The organism is Corynebacterium poyangense (assembly GCF_014522205.1).
Taxonomy (GTDB): Bacteria; Actinomycetota; Actinomycetes; order Mycobacteriales; family Mycobacteriaceae; genus Corynebacterium; species Corynebacterium poyangense.
Window position 1 is genome coordinate 812,043 of sequence record NZ_CP046884.1, and the last position, 15,996, is coordinate 828,038.

General features: G+C 52.7%; 22 protein-coding genes. 12 read left to right on the top strand and 10 right to left on the bottom strand.

All coding sequences use genetic code 11. The features are described from left to right. The first annotated feature begins 44 nt into the window (after positions 1-44). Both GP475_RS12470 and GP475_RS03805 read left to right on the top strand, forming a co-directional pair. On the top strand, positions 45-650 hold the full coding sequence (locus GP475_RS12470; RefSeq protein WP_262485228.1) for a hypothetical protein: 606 nt from the start codon (positions 45-47) through the stop codon (positions 648-650). After that, a complete protein-coding gene (locus GP475_RS03805; RefSeq protein ID WP_262485229.1) occupies positions 647-1,504 on the top strand; it encodes a serine hydrolase in 858 nt (285 codons plus the stop codon). The genes GP475_RS12470 and GP475_RS03805 overlap by 4 nt, the downstream gene beginning before the upstream one ends. On the opposite strand, the gene GP475_RS03810 is transcribed toward GP475_RS03805, so the two are convergent. From GP475_RS03810 to rpmB, 6 genes are all read right to left on the bottom strand, one after another. Further along, complete coding sequence (locus GP475_RS03810) at positions 1,501-2,169, bottom strand: TetR/AcrR family transcriptional regulator (protein ID WP_187975324.1); 669 nt, start codon at positions 2,167-2,169, stop codon at positions 1,501-1,503. The two genes, GP475_RS03805 and GP475_RS03810, sit on opposite strands and share 4 nt — an antisense overlap. Positions 2,170-2,255: 86 nt before the next feature. Then, complete coding sequence (locus tag GP475_RS03815; protein ID WP_187975325.1) at positions 2,256-3,095, bottom strand: putative nucleotidyltransferase substrate binding domain-containing protein; 840 nt, start codon at positions 3,093-3,095, stop codon at positions 2,256-2,258. Between the two features lie 156 nt (positions 3,096-3,251). Next, positions 3,252-3,500: a 30S ribosomal protein S18 gene (rpsR, locus tag GP475_RS03820; protein ID WP_187975326.1), complete on the bottom strand. Its 249-nt coding sequence runs from the start codon at positions 3,498-3,500 to the stop codon at positions 3,252-3,254. A gap of 12 nt (positions 3,501-3,512) precedes the next feature. Next, positions 3,513-3,818, bottom strand: a complete 306-nt coding sequence (rpsN, locus tag GP475_RS03825; protein ID WP_187975327.1) for a 30S ribosomal protein S14 — start codon at positions 3,816-3,818, stop codon at positions 3,513-3,515. A gap of 4 nt (positions 3,819-3,822) precedes the next feature. Further along, the gene (gene rpmG / locus GP475_RS03830) at positions 3,823-3,987 is read right to left on the bottom strand and encodes a 50S ribosomal protein L33 (protein WP_187975328.1); all 165 of its coding nucleotides are present in this window, start codon (positions 3,985-3,987) and stop codon (positions 3,823-3,825) included. A 2-nt stretch (positions 3,988-3,989) separates the two neighbouring features. Beyond that, entirely contained in the window at positions 3,990-4,226 is a 237-nt protein-coding gene (gene rpmB, locus GP475_RS03835; protein WP_187975329.1) for a 50S ribosomal protein L28, read from the bottom strand. Between the two features lie 451 nt (positions 4,227-4,677). Here rpmB and GP475_RS03840 point away from each other — a divergent pair, with 451 nt between their 5' ends. Beyond that, entirely contained in the window at positions 4,678-4,947 is a 270-nt protein-coding gene (locus GP475_RS03840) for a type B 50S ribosomal protein L31 (protein WP_187975330.1), read from the top strand. A 21-nt stretch (positions 4,948-4,968) separates the two neighbouring features. After that, entirely contained in the window at positions 4,969-5,142 is a 174-nt protein-coding gene (gene rpmF, locus GP475_RS03845; protein ID WP_187975331.1) for a 50S ribosomal protein L32, read from the top strand. 106 nt (positions 5,143-5,248) lie between these two features. Here rpmF and GP475_RS03850 read toward each other — a convergent pair whose 3' ends face one another. After that, positions 5,249-6,397 (bottom strand): RtcB family protein, encoded by a 1,149-nt coding sequence (locus GP475_RS03850; RefSeq protein ID WP_187975332.1) that lies wholly within the window; start codon positions 6,395-6,397, stop codon positions 5,249-5,251. A 424-nt stretch (positions 6,398-6,821) separates the two neighbouring features. On the opposite strand from GP475_RS03850, the gene GP475_RS03855 reads away from it, so the two are divergent. From GP475_RS03855 to GP475_RS03875, 5 genes are all read left to right on the top strand, one after another. Next, positions 6,822-7,511 carry a response regulator transcription factor gene (locus GP475_RS03855; protein ID WP_187975333.1) on the top strand — a complete coding sequence of 230 codons (690 nt, stop codon included), beginning with the start codon at positions 6,822-6,824 and terminating at the stop codon, positions 7,509-7,511. Beyond that, entirely contained in the window at positions 7,508-9,049 is a 1,542-nt protein-coding gene (locus tag GP475_RS03860) for a HAMP domain-containing sensor histidine kinase (protein WP_187975334.1), read from the top strand. Before GP475_RS03855 ends, GP475_RS03860 begins: the two co-directional genes overlap by 4 nt. A 93-nt stretch (positions 9,050-9,142) precedes the next feature. Then, the gene (locus GP475_RS03865; RefSeq protein ID WP_187975335.1) at positions 9,143-10,381 is read left to right on the top strand and encodes a S1C family serine protease; all 1,239 of its coding nucleotides are present in this window, start codon (positions 9,143-9,145) and stop codon (positions 10,379-10,381) included. 93 nt (positions 10,382-10,474) lie between these two features. Continuing rightward, positions 10,475-11,041, top strand: a complete 567-nt coding sequence (locus GP475_RS03870) for a MogA/MoaB family molybdenum cofactor biosynthesis protein (RefSeq protein ID WP_187975336.1) — start codon at positions 10,475-10,477, stop codon at positions 11,039-11,041. After that, the gene (locus tag GP475_RS03875) at positions 11,042-11,284 is read left to right on the top strand and encodes a hypothetical protein (protein ID WP_187975337.1); all 243 of its coding nucleotides are present in this window, start codon (positions 11,042-11,044) and stop codon (positions 11,282-11,284) included. It abuts the gene before it with no gap. A gap of 9 nt (positions 11,285-11,293) precedes the next feature. Here the strand turns inward: GP475_RS03875 and mscL are convergent, their stop codons facing one another. From mscL to GP475_RS03890, 3 genes are all read right to left on the bottom strand, one after another. After that, positions 11,294-11,707, bottom strand: a complete 414-nt coding sequence (gene mscL, locus GP475_RS03880; RefSeq protein ID WP_187975770.1) for a large conductance mechanosensitive channel protein MscL — start codon at positions 11,705-11,707, stop codon at positions 11,294-11,296. A gap of 73 nt (positions 11,708-11,780) precedes the next feature. Further along, the gene (locus GP475_RS03885) at positions 11,781-12,410 is read right to left on the bottom strand and encodes an SAF domain-containing protein (protein WP_187975338.1); all 630 of its coding nucleotides are present in this window, start codon (positions 12,408-12,410) and stop codon (positions 11,781-11,783) included. Positions 12,411-12,413: 3 nt separating this feature from the next. After that, entirely contained in the window at positions 12,414-13,019 is a 606-nt protein-coding gene (locus tag GP475_RS03890) for a 5-formyltetrahydrofolate cyclo-ligase (RefSeq protein WP_187975339.1), read from the bottom strand. A 75-nt stretch (positions 13,020-13,094) separates the two neighbouring features. Between GP475_RS03890 and GP475_RS03895 the strand changes: the two genes are divergently transcribed. Genes GP475_RS03895 through GP475_RS03905 form a run of 3 tightly spaced genes read left to right on the top strand, consistent with a single transcriptional unit; the run spans position 13,095 to position 15,988 of the window. Continuing rightward, positions 13,095-14,015, top strand: a complete 921-nt coding sequence (locus GP475_RS03895; protein ID WP_187975340.1) for a UTP--glucose-1-phosphate uridylyltransferase — start codon at positions 13,095-13,097, stop codon at positions 14,013-14,015. 57 nt (positions 14,016-14,072) lie between these two features. Then, the gene (glp, locus tag GP475_RS03900; protein WP_187975341.1) at positions 14,073-15,326 is read left to right on the top strand and encodes a molybdotransferase-like divisome protein Glp; all 1,254 of its coding nucleotides are present in this window, start codon (positions 14,073-14,075) and stop codon (positions 15,324-15,326) included. After that, entirely contained in the window at positions 15,326-15,988 is a 663-nt protein-coding gene (locus tag GP475_RS03905) for a GNAT family N-acetyltransferase (protein ID WP_187975342.1), read from the top strand. The genes glp and GP475_RS03905 overlap by 1 nt, the downstream gene beginning before the upstream one ends. Positions 15,989-15,996 lie beyond the last annotated feature (8 nt).

Here is a 15,996-nt window from a genome sequence, read left to right on the forward strand (position 1 = left end):
AAACCAATTTGCTATCTAGCTGTGATTCACGGAGGATCTGCTCAATGAGCAACCAAGATTGGGGTTATCAGCCCCAGCACACACAGCAATTTCCTCAAGGTCAATTCCAGGATCAATGGGATAACCAATGGAGTGAAGACGCAGAAGATACATCGTCGTCATCGAATCGGGGATTAATTATTGGTCTTGGGGTCATTGCTGTCCTGCTCTTTCTTTTTATTCTGGGTTCTGCAGCCTACTTATTTATGGGCACCTTCTCACAAAGCCAGGACAACGCTTCTTCTGCTAGCTCCAGCAGCACGAGTTCCACCAACAACGCATTGGAAACGGTAACAACCCAGAAGTCCACGGGCCGCCCCCAGCACCCTTCAATTCCGGCAGGATCCCGAGCAGTAAATGACGCCGCCCGGAATAATGAGCCAGCCGGGAATTTCAATAATGTTTATGCCGGTACTAATGTGACATCGGATCCTTTTGCGCTAGCAGTGAGAGATGCCTATGCCCAGAACTTTACTGAGCACCACCAATATGACGCTGTCCTCAACGTCAGGAGTTCAGTAACTGGAGTAACCTACCGAATGGATTGTCACGATAATGGCCAATACGTCACCTGCACGGGTGGCGACAATGCCGTGGTATATATCTCATGAATGTAAAAAATACGTTTTTAACTGGAGTTTTCTCCATAGTGGCGTTGACCGCCTGCACGATTCCAGGAACGATGGATAATCACGAAACTGAAAATTCCAACCCGTCCCCGACAATCAGCACAACAGCTAAAACTGAATCTGAATTTCCTCAACTTGATTTGAGATCCATCATGAGCAAGGTGCACTCTCGATATCCCGGTCAGGTTGGTATTGCGATATCAGATGGGCGTACCGATCAAGAAGCTGGTGCCACCGATGCTGTTCCTGCCTGGTCTACATCAAAAGTGCCCTTAGCGATAGCAGCACTACGGAAAGATCCGTCATTAAAGGACACAGTGACTGCGGCTATTACTCGCTCAGATAATTCTTCAGCAGAAAAACTGTGGAGCGCGCTGGGGACACCGCAGTCCGCAGCGACGGCTGTCTCCCAGGTATTAAGCGAAGGGGGAGTAACTGCCCTGGTACAAAGCTCGGTGGTTCGGCCAGGTTTTAGCAGCTTTGGCCAAACCATGCTCAGCCCAGCTCAGGAGGCACATTTTGCGGCAAATCTGCATTGCATCCAGGGGGCAGAGACGGTTATTGGGTTGATGGGCCAGGTCGAATCGGATCAAGCCTACGGGATGGGGACCCTAGCTGGCGCCAAATTCAAAGGGGGTTGGGGGCCTACTCCCGAGGGTGGATATGAAGCTCGGCAATTCGGCACCGTAGAAGTAGCCGGATCACCGGTTGCCCTAGCGTTATGGGTGCGCCCAGACGCTGGCGATTATGGCACAGCTCAACAAGCCCTGAACTTATTAGCTAAGGAATTAGAGCCGGTTCTTCAACAAGCACCACGGGTGTCCCAGAAGTGTTAAGACTCAAGCGAGTTCAAAAGCTCCAAGGTACGCTCTTCGCGATTCTCAGGCAGAGGCGCATGGAGCACCGCTAAGGCTGCATCTGCCAGCATAATAGCGGTCTCAGGAAGCTGTTGACCGAACTCTGGGGCAGGGGCAGTACCGTTGTTATCCCGCATTTCGATAACAGACATAGCAATGTGGAAAGGCAGTCGCGCCCGGGGATCATTCTCACCAACTATCTTCTCCGCCAAGTCACGGAAAATCGCTTCCAGATCACTACGTTGCTGGTGATATTCGGCGAACTCTGAAGAATGCGCTACCGGGAGTTGATAAAGCCGGCCCACATTCCACCGAGAAGCTAAAAGCTGGCTTGCCTCGGCGGCGACTAAGGACCATAACCGTTGCGCAGCGGATACGTCCGACTCACCCAAGGCTTCAGCAAGTTTCACTGATGGTTCAATAGTGGACTTCAGGAGGGTTAAGAAGATCTCCGTTTTGGAGGGAAAGTGGTAGTACAAGGAGGCTTGACGAATTCCCACGGCGTCCGCTATCTGGTGGGTAGATGTGGTAGCAAACCCTTGAGTGGTAAATAACTCTGAGGCTGCATCAAGGATTTCTTCTCGAGCATTGCGCCCGCGGCGGCGCGGACTGTGTTTGCGGGGTCGCCCCACTGCTCCTGCCACGTGTACTCTCCTGTCGATCAACCGAAATTATAAATTATTTTAACCAGGTTTCCTTGTTTAGGCCTGAACCGGGGAGGGTGAGAAACCTAAGAAAAACGGGAGTGGATAGCCCGAAAAATTTGGCTTAGATCACGTGATGCGGCACCAAATTCGGAACGCTGTAACGCAGGAAGCGTTTCTGCGGTGACTTCATGATCATAGACTCCGTCAAGCCAGCGCTGTAATTGCAGCCGCACACCGGAGTGGAAGCCTTGGATAAGAAGGGCAGCTTCGGGTTCTCGGAGCACTCCTGCTTGAGCTGCTGCACTGAGGCGACGTGGAGTTGAGAGTTCAGAAGAACCGGCTTCGGCGGCTGCCCACCTGGCAATCCGGACCACAGGTACGAGTAGATTCTTCCGGATGGAAACTACGGTTCCTCGGTCCGGTAAACCATTACTGACTTTGATAGCTGGTGGATGAAGGGCCAATGCCTCAGTCAGTAAATCCTGGCGCTGGTGCGGGCTCAGCGTCGATATCTGAGAAGGATGAGTAGTTATCGCCGCATCAAGAAGAAACCGCGGGTCTAGGTCGGATTTTTCAATCGGAACGTGGGTGCCGTGGAAAAGCTGAAAAATAGTTTCTGGGTGTTTAGCGCTGAGAGATCCGTTTTTCTCTAGCAGCCAGGAAATAGGAGAGTCCGGTAAGGCTTCACCTCGTCCCACCGCTCCACTAGGAACGATCCGATAGCCAGCAAGGCTCACCGCGGGACAACGAAGTAAGCTGGTGATGATGTCGGAATACCACGACGTTAGGGCTTCTGGTTTAACGTCGTGAGCTAAAGCATTGCGGAATAACTGGTGCGATTCCACTACGACGCCACGCGCGGTGGCTAGATCCTGACAGCGAGGGGCTTGCTCTGCCAATTCGATCAGGGAAGGGTGTAGCACGCCCGGTTTCCTTTCAGCTTGAGGGTTTACTGAGTGTTAAGCCTACTTCCTCAGGTGTGGTGAGATACAACAAGGCCCATCCCGGAGGGGATGGGCCTTAAACTTTTACCGTGTCACGAACTACAGCGGCAAAAGGGCGCTGTTGTGTTACCCGATTTAGCGGGTAGTGAACGGCAGGAGAGCCATTTCGCGTGCGTTCTTCACAGCGGTAGCAACTTCGCGCTGTTGCTTCGGAGTTAACCCGGTGACGCGACGGGAACGGATCTTGTGTCGATCAGAGATGAACAAACGAAGGGTTTTGATGTCCTTGTAGTCTACCTTCTCAATGCCCTCCATTTTGAGGGGGTTCTTCTTCGGGCGGTGGGATTGTTCCATCCGCGCCTTACGATGATTATTGCGCTTCATGAATTATCTCCCTTACCAGCTTGACTTCCGGACACCGGGCAGCTCACCACGGTGTGCCATCTCACGCATACGAACACGGGACAGGCCGAACTTACGCAGATAGCCGCGAGGGCGGCCATCGTGAGAGTCGCGGTTGCGCACCCGAATAGGGGAGGCGTCACGCGGCTGGCGGTTTAGTTCAAACTGTGCATCCAGACGCTCGTCATCGGTGCTGTTCGGGTTCTTGATAATAGCCTTGAGCTCGTTACGGCGCTCCGCATAGCGGGCGACGATTTCCTTACGCTGCTCATTCTTGGCGATCTTGGACTTCTTCGCCATACTTCTATCGCTCCTCGCGGAATTCGACGTGCTTGCGGACGACCGGATCATATTTCTTGATGGTGATCCGGTCAGGGGTATTGCGCTTGTTCTTGCGGGTGACATAGGTGTACCCAGTACCCGCAGTGGACTTCAGCTTGATAATTGGGCGTACGTCATTGCGAGCCATATTTAGATCTTCTCCCCACGTGCCCGGATGCGAGCCACGACAGCTTCAATTCCATCGCGGTCAATTACTTTCAGGCCCTTCGTCGAAACGTTCAGGGTGATAGTGCGCCCTTCAGAGGGCAGATAGAACCGACGGCGCTGAATGTTGGGATTCCAACGGCGCGACGTACGGCGGTGCGAGTGCGAGACAGACTTGCCGAAACCCGGCTTGCGTCCCGTTACCTGGCAAATAGCCGACATGGACTTCCTTCTCCTAGCCGCCCACGTACAACTTGGGGCGCGCCGCACCGAGCATATATGCAGGTCGGGGCGCAGCCGCTACCAGCTGACGGGGCGAAAACGAATATTTTCGACAACAGCAAGAGGGAATCATACTAGAAATATGGCTCAGTGCCTAATTCGCTCCACAGCTGACCGTCAGTAATCGATTCTTTTCCATATATATTAGAGCGTTAACCGTAGAATAAGGCGCAATTTTCAATTTCTTGGGGGATCGGGTACTGTGGTTCAAGTTGTCATCATTTGGGCAGGTTTAGACCTGCCTTGCTAAGAATGATGCCGCGCATAGTTCAAGTTTTACGAGCCCAACTCAGGCACGATCTTTAGCGGAACTCTGTCCGGTGAGCTGACATCCGGTGAGTTTCTGCTAAGGAACCGACCTGAAGTTCAACCCTGAGGGAATCGAGAATATATGAAGAAGGACATTCACCCGGATTACCATCCGGTCGTTTTCCAGGATGCGAGTACTGGGCATAAGTTCCTTACTCGCTCCACTGTGACTTCCCCTCGCACCATTGAGTGGGAGGATGGCAATGAGTACCCGTTGATCGTGGCTGATGTCACCAGCGAATCTCACCCGTTCTGGACTGGTGCCCAGCGTGTCATGGATACGGCTGGTCGGGTCGAGAAGTTCCAGCGTCGTTTCGGTGGGATGGCCCGCCGTAAGAAGAAGAACTCTTAAGGTTCAGAGGGGAGAGAAACCATGGCAGTACCAAAGCGCCGTATGTCCCGTGCGAACACCCGCACTCGTCGGTCCCAGTGGAAGGCTGATAATGTCGCCCTCCACGAGGTGAAGATCGACGGTCAAACCGTGCGGATCCCTCGCCGGTTGGTGAAGGCCGCCAAGCTTGGCCTCGTTGACGTTGAACAATTCTAAGCCTGTCCTCAAGGCGGAACCTGCAACGTTTGTCATTTAATAAACAGCCCCCGGAGCTCAACCCGGGGGCTGTTTTCTTGTCCCTATCGTGTTCGGGCCTATTCCTCTAGGTCCCCTTAATATTTAGCACCTGGTGGAGGGTATGCCGCACCTTGACTAGTTGTGCTGATGCGGCAATAACCTCATCAATGTCCTTGTAGGCATCAGGGATTTCATCTACAAATTCCTCCCCAGGGCGGTAGACAATACCACTCATTCGCGCATCAAGGTCTGCGGCATTAAACCGCTTCTTAGCTTCCCTGCGGCTAAGGAGCCGTCCAGCTCCATGCGGTGCAGAATGTAAAGCTGGCGGGTATCCTAAGCCTTCAACAACATAGGAAGCTGTTCCCATAGATCCCGGGATAAGAGCCGAAGTCCCAGCTTCTGCTCGGATGGCTCCTTTCCGGGTTATCCACACCTTCTTTCCATAGTGGACTTCTTTTGTTGTGTAGTTGTGGTGGCAGTTGATGCGCTCTTCTTCACGTACCGGGCTATCCATGAAGTCAGTTAATGCATCGGCAAAGCGGTCCATCATTTCTTCCCGGTTCATCCACGCGAAAGTCTGCGCCCAGTGGAGGTCCCGCAGATAGGCGTCGAATTCTTCGGTGCCCTCTACCAGGTAGGCCAAATCTCGATGAGGAAGATCGATATACCACTTTGCGCATAACCTTTGAGCTACAGCGATGTGCTTGCGGGCTATCTTATTTCCGACGCCACGAGAACCTGAATGCAGGAACATCCATACTCGCTCAGTTTCATCAAGACAGAGTTCGATGAAGTGGTTTCCTCCGCCCAAACTACCTAGTTGCTGCCGCCACTTGGGGGAGTGGGACAAATCCACCTCGGTGTCAAGTGCTAACTGATGCAGTTCTCGACAGCGGTGGTCCGCGCTTTCTCGCAGTTGCCATGAGTTGTAGTTTCCGGGGGATAACGGAATAGTGGCTTCGATGGCGCTTCTTAATTTCTCAAGGTTTCTTCCCTTGAGATCTGAGGCAGAAAAACCAGTTCGAACACCGATCATCCCGCACCCAATGTCTACTCCCACGGCACTGGGGATGACTGCTTGAAGCGTGCCAAACACGGTGCCGATAGAGGAACCTAACCCATAGTGAGCGTCGGGCATGAGGGCGACATGCGGATGGATGAAAGGCATAGCTTCCAGTTGTTTCGCCTGCTCAAGAACATTGTCGTCGAGCTTGGTGGCGAAGATTTCCATGATTCCTTTCCTTCGTATATTTGGCGGAGGTCTCGGGTTAGAGGAGCAGAACTCTTATTGCGGGTGCGCGCATAAAATATCCCGCGGCGTCTGGTCCCAACCAAAGACGTACCGCGGGTGTACAAAAAGCATTGCCTTAAGAGAAGCTGTGCAGTGTCCTCCTGCGGAGCGTCTTGATTTCGCGTTGCAGCTGCGCTGATTGATGTTTTTGGAACGCCAGATGTAACACGGAGACACTCCTTTCTCAACTTCTCGATCATCGGCAACCTAGGGTGCCGGAAACAATGCTTTATTTAACGTGCCATAGAATTCAGGTAAAAGCAACCGGTTGGGGCACAGTTATTCCCACAAGAGCAATTGAATTCACAGAATTCACACATCCGACAGACAGATAGTCTTTATCGCTATAGCGCATAATAGGTTTATGCGAATTCTTGTGGTTGATGATGAACAAGCTGTGCGAGAGTCTCTCCGACGCTCTCTGAGCTTTAATGGGTATGAAGTAAGTCTGGCTGAAGATGGGGTAGAGGCCCTACAAACAATCTCGCAACAGCATCCTGATTTGGTGATTTTGGATGTCATGATGCCGCGCATGGATGGATTGGAGGTATGCCGAACCCTCCGTAGCACCGGATATGATCGGCCTATTCTAATCCTCACCGCCCGTGACGGTGTGTCGGAACGCGTGGCGGGGCTGGATGCCGGTGCCGATGACTATTTGCCGAAGCCTTTCGCCCTGGAGGAGTTGCTGGCTCGGGTCCGCTCCTTGTTGCGTCGAGCCGCTGCTGATGCGGTCGAGGAAAATAAAGAAGAATTGGTTTTTGAGGACCTTCGACTCAATCCAGAAACCCGCGATGTTTTCCGGGGAGACCGAGCAATTAGTTTGACTCGAACTGAGTTCACTCTTTTAGAACTGCTTATGCAAAATCCCCGTCGAGTTCTGCCCCGTTCTACTCTTCTTGAGGAAGTCTGGGGGTATGATTTCCCGACGTCCGGTAATGCCCTTGAAGTTTATGTCGGATATCTGCGACGTAAAACCGAGGCTGAGAATGAATCCCGCCTTATTCATACCGTCCGCGGTGTAGGCTACGTGCTCAGGGAGAACGCTCTGTGATTCTCAGGAAGACGCTCCGGGTCCCTCACTCACTTTCTGAGGGGCCCTCAACTGTTGCTCAACAGCACCGGTGGGGTTCCCGGACTTCTTCTCTGCGGTGGCGACTGTCTATGTTGTCCGCGGCAATGGTTGCCGTAGCAGTCATTCTCATGACGTTAGTTGCCTTTTTAACGGTTTTTACTTCTCTATCAAGTACTGTTGATCGAGATTTAGATGAGCGTGCTACCTCTTTATTGGAAAACACTATGGATCCACTTTATGTTATGCGGCTCAATGAAGAGGTTAAACAATTTCGGATATATAATCCGGACACGAGAATTTCAATTTCACCACCTGGTTGGGCGGTGAGCGTTGGCGACCCCATCTATACGCGTTCTACTGCAAAAGGTGAGGAAAAAGATGGGGTAACGACGACAATCGAAACAGTCGGGCGAGAGCGGATTTTAACTAAAACTAACGCTTATAATGCGCGTGTCACTCTGGCTCGAGAAATGACGTCACCTCAGCAGGTTTTAAGCTCTTTAGCTGTGGTTTTGATTTCCATTTCGGCAATGGGGGTAGTGGTGTCTATTGGCGTCGGCATGATTATTGCCAATACCGGATTAAAGCCTTTGGCTCGGTTACAGAGAGCTGTAGAATATGTGACCCGAACAGATAAGCTAAAACCTATTGAAGTTTCTGGTCATGATGAGTTAGCCCATTTAACTCGAAGCTTTAATGACATGATGGAGGCTCTTCAGCGATCGAGAGTAAGGCAGACGCAATTAGTAGCAGATGCGGGGCATGAGTTAAAAACTCCATTGACCTCAATGCGCACCAATATAGAGCTATTGATGATGGTGAATCGGGCGGATTCTACGGCGACTATTCCCCCGGAAGATCGCGCTGCTTTAGAAAAAGATGTCTTAGCGCAAATGGAGGAACTTTCCACGTTGGTCGGAGACCTTGTGGACTTGGCGCGCGAAGATGCGCCGCAGCAAATGGTTGAGGATGCCGATCTGGCTGACATTATGGATACCTCTTTAGAGCGGGTCCGACGTCGTCGCCCCGATGTCACCTTTGATGCTCAGGTGGAATCCTGGATTGTCCAAGGTGATTCTTTTGCGTTGGGTCGCGCCATGCTTAACCTCCTGGATAATGCCGCTAAATGGTCTCCGGCAGAAGGCACTGTCAGAATAAGAATGACACGGGTTGATGAGCACACCCTAGGAATAACTATTGCTGATGAAGGGCCGGGGATTCCGCCTGAAGACCGGGAGCGCGTATTCGAGCGGTTCTACCGTTCCGCGGAGTCTCGGTCCATGCCAGGATCTGGTTTAGGATTAGCCATTGTTCGCCAAGTGATTGAACGCCACGGTGGCTCCATCGTGACGGATGAAGCTCCCAGCGGAGGCGCGATGATGAGAGTGACTTTACCGGGGAGAGCGAATTATGATGATGAATCTGACGTGCGGCCACCTCAGGACAGTGGGGAAGAAGCAGGTAAGGAACACCGTAAAGCTTTTGCCGAGCGGTGGTTTAAGCGCCGAAGCGAGTAGCGTGAGAGGATCCAGGTAATACACAGGAACTCTGGGAGGGATACCCAGACATTCGGCAGTTTGGTGTCAGGTAGAAAGACGATACTACAAAACATGAAAGAACAAGATCAGCAGCAGCCGGATCCCCGCTGGGGCCAAAACTATTTTGGGGTTCCGGCAGGGGATCGTCCCGCGAGCTTTGACCAAGAATTTGGCACCCACAGCCAGTCAGATAACGACCGACTCGCACAGCCAGAACAAGCAGCAAACGCGGCGGTAGAAACGCGTCGAGCCCCAAAAAAAATCGGTTTGGGAAGCGCCCTGGCATTGATGCTGGTGGGGTCGATTGTCACCGGCGGCGTCGTGGGAATTGGAGCTACTCAGCTAACAAAGAGTTCCAATGTTGTTAGCACTTTGGAGCAGCCGAGTGTCCCCAGCCAAAATAATGCTGATCAAGCTGGTTCAGTGGAGCATGTGGCAGCGGCGGTACTCCCGGCCGTGGTAAGTATTCAAACTGCTAACGCAGAAGGATCTGGTTCCATCATCTCCTCAGACGGCTTAGTGCTAACCAATCACCATGTGGCGGCGCCAGGAGAACGTTCAGGACTGCAGGTGACTTTGAATGACGGTTCCACCCATCCGGCCGATTTTGTCGCTTCAGATGCGGCAACCGACATTGCGATCATTAAGATTCGTGACGTCTCCAACCTGCCTGTGCTGGAATTTGGGGATTCTTCTTCCTTGGTTGTCGGGCAGGAAGTGGTAGCCGTAGGCGCGCCCCTAGGATTAAATTCCACCGTGACCAGCGGAATTGTCTCAGCGATGAACCGGCCGGTCCGGGCTTCCCAGGACGGAGGGGAATCCTCCTTGATTGATGGGATTCAGACTGACGCAGCAATTAACCCTGGTAACTCCGGCGGTCCTCTAGTAGATATGCAAGGACATTTGGTGGGGATGAATTCAGTTATTGCCTCACTTTCTCAAAATAGTTCTAGCCAATCTGGGTCCATCGGCTTGGGCTTTGCTATTCCTTCGAATTTCGCCAAGCGGGTAGCTGATCAATTGGTCAAGACCGGGAAAGCGTCACAGCCGATGCTTGCTGTCAGCGTGAGTTACCAGTCGCCCGTACAAGGTGCCCTTATTGCAGGAGTACAAAAGGGTGGCGCCGGAGATCGTGCGGGTCTGAAAGCCGGGGACGTGGTAACCCAACTGGATGATCGTCGGATCGACAGTGCCGACGCCTTGATCGCGGCGGTGCGGTCCCATAATTTTGGTGAAACCATTACCCTGAAAGTCACCGACGAACGCGGGCAAAATGAAAGAACAGTGGAGGCAACCCTGTCTAATGACTAAGTTAAGGACAGCAGGGTACAGGGCATCGCTTTAGGCGTGAACTAGCCTGAGGATCCTGACCCCGGACCAGACGAGTTAAGGAAGACGGTTTATATGCAGAATCCCCCCCAGCAACATAGTGATTTGCTTGATGTTTCTGAGCCGGACGCGGGTTACCTCATAGCTCGTGAACGTGAGGGGGAAAGCCCTGCTCGACGTCGAGCTTTAGTGGTGATGATCGAAGACCACCCGGAACGTCGTGATCCTGGACTTGAAAACCTGGTGGCAGAACTTTTAACCGAGGCTAATTTCCTGGTTGCTGGATCAGTGCAGGTTCCCTCGGAACAATCCCGGATCCGCGAGGCGATTGAAACCGCTGTGGTTGGCGGGGTAGATCTGGTGGTGACTGTGGGCGGTACCGGGGTTGGGCCTCGAGATGTTGCGCCAGATGCAACCGAACTTGTTTCTGATCGAGTTGTTCCAGGGATTGCAGAAACTATGCGCGCAGCTGGTTGCCGGGCACAGATTCCTGAAGCCGTCACCTCTCGGGGGTTTGCCGGAGTATCCGGTTCAACTGCGGTCATTAATGTGGCTGGAACTCGACCTGCCGTGCGGTGCAGTATTGCGGTGAGTGTTCCGCTCGTGCACCACCTTATTGATCAGCTGTCAGAGGAGCTTTAAGTGGAGCATGCAGCACCCCAGGGAAAACACCACCCCAATAACCCCCGGGTGCGACGTCGGGTAGTGCGGCTGAGCCCGGCTGAAGATTATGACCGAAAGGCGGATCAACCCACCCACGCTTTTCATGATGGTCACTACCATCATGATGCGGAGCGGGAAGTGCTATTAGACCTAGATTCTGAGGAATCTCTGAGTGGTGAGGACTTCTGGAAAGCAGAAAAGCCGCCACATTATGGCGGCTAGAGGGAAACCCTAGTTGTTTTGCTGGTGGGCTTTGAGTAGATCCCGAATTTCTTCGAGCAGGTGAGTTTCTAGCGAAGCGCTATCTTCTTCTTTCTTCTCCTCAATACCGCGGCGACGCTTTTGGATTTCCGAAAGCTTATTCATGGGCACGATCAAGACGAAGTACACCACTGCTGCAATAATGAGGAAGTTCAATATCGCAGTAATCACTGCGCCGAAGTTCATAAAAGTGTTGGGATTAGCAGCGACAATCTGGAATCCGAAGCCAGGGACCTCGGCTCCACCGATGGTGGCGATCAGCGGATCAATGAGGTTCTTGGTAAACGCAGTAATAATCGCGGTAAACGCGGAACCAATCACAAACGCAACCGCTAATTCAACAACATTGCCGCGGAGAATGAATTCTTTAAATCCTTGGAGCATGTTCAGCTTTTCGATATTTTCCTTTGGGAGATCAGACAACCTGACAAAGCATGCCATAAACCATCGGATTTGCCTATTTTCTCTTTCCCCCGCGCGGTCCTGTCACTATCACAGCTAGGGGAGAACGCAGAGCAGCGGTAGCTACCGCGGTGGCCTGTGAATCCTCTAAAGCTATCAATACGCTGGAAGAATGTTCATCCGGCGGAGTAGCTACCACCCGTGCTCCCTCAGCAACAACAACCGGTTTTTCATCGACTGTGTTTATCGTCACCACGGACACCGTGTCTCCCTGAACTAGTAAGCTAGCCAGATCCGGATCAGCTAATTTGAGTGGCACCATGGTCCCCCCTGGGCTCAGTGAGTTAATAAGCTCAGGGCCCACTAAAAGGTTGCTATGAAGAATCTCCCCAGCCACTCCCGAAGAAGCCAGTATTTTCCCTGCCACCTCGTCTTTGTCTGTTCCAAGAATGACTTTATCCGGGTGCTTATCTGAGCTAAGGCGGCGTATTCCTAGGTGTTCTGGTTCTAAAATAGTGCCAGCCGCTACCGGTTGATTAAGAACCACCACGGTGGGGTCCTGGTGGGTGAAGGAAAGTACCCCTAGAGTGCATGCCGCTAATCCTAGACCCGCAGCCAGCAAGCGACGTAGCAGCAACATGCGGCGCCATCCGGGGGCTCGGTGAAAAAGAGAAGTGAGACTCACATGTTAAACAGACTCGATTGGCATCGGGATGGTTCCCTTGGCCGTGAGAATGCACTGAACTGGCTGATCATGTGGCTCTATCGGGACCTTGGTGGAGATTTCCCCAGGGTGTAACAGGGCAACGGTGAGTGGCGGATGGGAACGCTGCGACAAATAACTAAGAGCGCGATCATAATAACCTGCTCCTTGGCCTAGTCGGACTCCCGTGGGATGGCACGCTAGAGCTGGAATGAAAAACACATCACAGTGCTGGAGCTGCTCAGTAGATATTCGAGGGCCAGTAGGTTCCATGATCCCTAATTTTCCGGGGCGTAGTAGCTCCGAGGGATCATAGTGGGCCCATTCCAAGACACCGCGAGGTTGTGAAATAGGTAACCAAATCTCCGAAACCTCATGACGCAAAAAATCTAAGAGTACGTCACCGCCGGGTTCTACGACAGTGGGGCTATAAGCTGCAACCGCCTTGCAGCGGTGATCATCAAGGAAGGATGCAAGCTGCTCGCACAGTTCTTTATTTAATTGTTCTAAAAGTTCTGGATGTGTAGAAAGCTCAATTCTTTTTTGCTGACATTGACGGCGTAACTGTTTTTTGGCCTCAGAGCTATTCATATCTCCTAAAGATAGTGAGATCCAGCCGGCCCCGCCTTGTCAAAGGAACAGAAGCCGGAAGGTAGGCTAGATGCCATGACTCAGCAGAGCAGGAGTAGTGTGCGGACTGTGATAGTCCCGGCAGCAGGTATGGGTACCCGTTTCTTACCCGCAACAAAGACGGTCCCAAAGGAATTGTTGCCAGTGGTTGATACTCCCGGTATCGAATTGATTGCCGAGGAAGCTGCTCAAGCTGGGGCTGAGAAATTAGCAGTTATTACTGCGCCCAATAAACAGGAGATTATGGAGTATTTCCAAAGTTTTCCTGGCCTGGAGAAAACTCTGGAAGAGCGTGGACGCTTTGAACAGTTGCACAAGGTGCGCCATGCGGCAGAACTCATTCACCCCGTCGCCATTGAACAGGATCAACCCCTGGGACTAGGCCATGCCGTAAGCCTGGCGGAACAAGCACTTGCTGAGGATGAAGAATTCTTCGGGGTCATGCTTCCGGATGATTTGGTGCTGCCTTCGGGAGTTATGGAAAGAATGTCACAGGTGCGTGCTCGCTATGGCGGCTCAGTGTTGTGTGCCTTTGAAGTTCCCGAGGATGAAGTAAGTAATTACGGGGTTTTTGATGTCTATGACCCTGAACCCGGCGACCCTGAGGATGTTCGACGTGTGAAGGGGATGGTAGAAAAACCAGAACCTGCTGAAGCTCCGTCGAATTTTGTTGCCACTGGAAGGTATCTACTGGACCGTGAGGTGTTCACCGCCTTGCGCAAGATCACTCCCGGAAAAGGGGGAGAACTGCAACTAACCGATGCTATTGAGTTGCTGATCCAGGAGGGACATCCGGTACATATTGTTATTCATAGGGGAAAACGCCATGACCTGGGAAACCCTGGCGGGTATATTCCAGCATGTGTGGATTTTGGGCTCAGCCACCCAGTCTACGGTCCGCTTCTGCGTCGAACCCTAAGTCGGATCCTTGCTGAGCACGAGTCCGATACTGCTTAGACTGAGATGGCTACCGAGTAACCCACCCTTGAGTTGAAGGGAGAAGTGAGGCCAGTCGTGCGTTCCGTTGAAGAGCAGCTCGCCCGAGTGACTGAAGCCGCCGTCACACCCAAGCCGGTGCGGATAGCAATTGCTGATGCGCTGGGTTTAATGTGTGCCGAAGAAGTTCAAGCAACTGATCCGCTGCCCGGCTTTCCTCAAGCCGTGGTCGATGGGTACGCGGTACGCGCTGTAGACGTGGGCGGGGAGCGAGGTTTAGGCCGAAGCGCGGCTACCCCTGAATCATCTTTACCTGTTGTGGGTGAAGTTCAGGCTGGATCTCAGCGCCCCTTGCGACTCCAGCCTAAGCAAGCCGTTCGAGTGTATGCCGGAGCTCCGCTTCCCACGCTGGCTGATGCCGTGCTTCCGCTGGAGTGGAGCAACCGTGGTAAAAAACGGGTGGTTGCGGAAAAATCAGTGCGGTCAGGTGATTTTGTCCGACGTCAAGGAGCCGACATTCACCCTGGCGATGTGGCAGTTAGCGAAGGCGCCGTTTTAGGGCCAGCACAGATCGGGCTTCTGGCGGCCGTCGGTCGCTCAAAAGTACTGGTGTATCCGAAACCCAGGCTGTCAATAATTTCTTTAGGGCGAGAGCTTGTCGATATTGACCGGGACCCAGGTCTAGGCCAGGTTTTTGACGTTAACTCCTACGCCCTGGCAGCAGCAGCGAAAGAAGCTGGTGCGGACGTGCACCGCCATGGAATAGCCGTGGGGGAACCGCGACGATTGAAAGACATCATCGAAGGGCAGATGATGCGTAATGAGATTATTGTTATCTCCGGCGCAGTGGGAGGAGCCGCAGGGGAGGGATTACGCAAAATTTTGGCTGAATTAGGCGGGGTAGATACTACCCGCGTAGCCATGCACCCAGGATCAGTCCAGGGGTTCGGACTCTTAGGTGAAGACCGCACACCAGTATTCTTGGTTCCCTCGAATACTGTGTCAGCCCTCGTGATTTTTGAAGTGTTTATTAGACCTCTAGTGCGGTTGAGTCTCGGGAAAAGAAACGCGAACCGACGTGTCATTCGGGCTCGGGCTCTTAACCATGTGAACTCCCGTGAAGGGCGACAAGGTTTTGTTCGGGCTCGCCTCATGCGCGATGTCGAAACTCAAGATTATTTGGTGGAAGGTATTGGTGGCGCAACCGGGGCGCCAGCTCATTTATTGGCTGGACTTTCAGAAGCTAATGCCATGATCAAGATTCCCGAAGCGGTTACTGAAATTCGTCCGGGAGATGTAGTGGAAGTATTGTTCCTTTCTCAAAACGGATAATGATTCTTCCTTTCACCCTGAGACATTCCTTCCCCAACCACCTCGGTTGGCCGGAACCTACGCCGACGGTGCAGCTGCCAGACGGCGGGAAAGTACGCCTGCGCCCGTTACGCTTCAACGATGCCACCGACTGGTGTCAACAGCGTCTTCTTGATGAAGCCCAGCTCAAACCAGTAGAAACCACAGTCCCAGAAGGCTGGGCCGAAGCACACAGCACCCACGCCTGGTGGACCATGTTCTTCCGGATCCGGAAACTAGCCCGCGCCGGAAGCGTTATCCCCCTAGTCATCGAAGTCGATGGGAAATTTGCCGGACAAACCACCCTCGGAGGAATCCAACACGGAACAAGTTCCGACTGCTGGATTGGGTACTGGGTGTTTTCTCAATACCAAAGACGCGGAGTTGCTACCGCAGCGTGTGCTCTAGGAACTGACCATGCCTTTTATCGAGTCGGGCTCCACCGGGTTGCGGCCACCTACCTGCCCTCGAATAAGGCCTCTGAGCGTGTTCTTCACAGTTGTGGTTTCCGCAAAGAGGGATATCTTCGCAGCAACCTCCACATTAACGGACAGTGGCGTGACCATTACCTTGTGGCACTCACCCATGGGGAACTCCGAGGAACTTGTGTTCGACGCCTCAAAGAACAAGGCAAATTACGTTAAGCGATTTA

What these genes read in the sequence shown, in the direction of transcription:
- rpmF (WP_187975331.1), top strand. Translation starts at nt 4,969, where the DNA reads ATGGCAGTACCAAAGCGCCGTATGTCCCGTGCGAACACCCGCACTCGT.
- mscL (WP_187975770.1), bottom strand. Translation starts at nt 11,707, where the DNA reads ATGCTCCAAGGATTTAAAGAATTCATTCTCCGCGGCAATGTTGTTGAA.
- rpsN (WP_187975327.1), bottom strand. Translation starts at nt 3,818, where the DNA reads ATGGCGAAGAAGTCCAAGATCGCCAAGAATGAGCAGCGTAAGGAAATC.
- GP475_RS03850 (WP_187975332.1), bottom strand. Translation starts at nt 6,397, where the DNA reads ATGGAAATCTTCGCCACCAAGCTCGACGACAATGTTCTTGAGCAGGCG.
- GP475_RS03905 (WP_187975342.1), top strand. Translation starts at nt 15,326, where the DNA reads ATGATTCTTCCTTTCACCCTGAGACATTCCTTCCCCAACCACCTCGGT.
- GP475_RS03865 (WP_187975335.1), top strand. Translation starts at nt 9,143, where the DNA reads ATGAAAGAACAAGATCAGCAGCAGCCGGATCCCCGCTGGGGCCAAAAC.
- GP475_RS03840 (WP_187975330.1), top strand. Translation starts at nt 4,678, where the DNA reads ATGAAGAAGGACATTCACCCGGATTACCATCCGGTCGTTTTCCAGGAT.
- GP475_RS03805 (WP_262485229.1), top strand. Translation starts at nt 647, where the DNA reads ATGAATGTAAAAAATACGTTTTTAACTGGAGTTTTCTCCATAGTGGCG.
- GP475_RS03890 (WP_187975339.1), bottom strand. Translation starts at nt 13,019, where the DNA reads ATGAATAGCTCTGAGGCCAAAAAACAGTTACGCCGTCAATGTCAGCAA.
- GP475_RS03855 (WP_187975333.1), top strand. Translation starts at nt 6,822, where the DNA reads ATGCGAATTCTTGTGGTTGATGATGAACAAGCTGTGCGAGAGTCTCTC.
- rpsR (WP_187975326.1), bottom strand. Translation starts at nt 3,500, where the DNA reads ATGAAGCGCAATAATCATCGTAAGGCGCGGATGGAACAATCCCACCGC.
- GP475_RS03870 (WP_187975336.1), top strand. Translation starts at nt 10,475, where the DNA reads ATGCAGAATCCCCCCCAGCAACATAGTGATTTGCTTGATGTTTCTGAG.
- rpmG (WP_187975328.1), bottom strand. Translation starts at nt 3,987, where the DNA reads ATGGCTCGCAATGACGTACGCCCAATTATCAAGCTGAAGTCCACTGCG.
- GP475_RS03895 (WP_187975340.1), top strand. Translation starts at nt 13,095, where the DNA reads ATGACTCAGCAGAGCAGGAGTAGTGTGCGGACTGTGATAGTCCCGGCA.
- GP475_RS12470 (WP_262485228.1), top strand. Translation starts at nt 45, where the DNA reads ATGAGCAACCAAGATTGGGGTTATCAGCCCCAGCACACACAGCAATTT.
- rpmB (WP_187975329.1), bottom strand. Translation starts at nt 4,226, where the DNA reads ATGTCGGCTATTTGCCAGGTAACGGGACGCAAGCCGGGTTTCGGCAAG.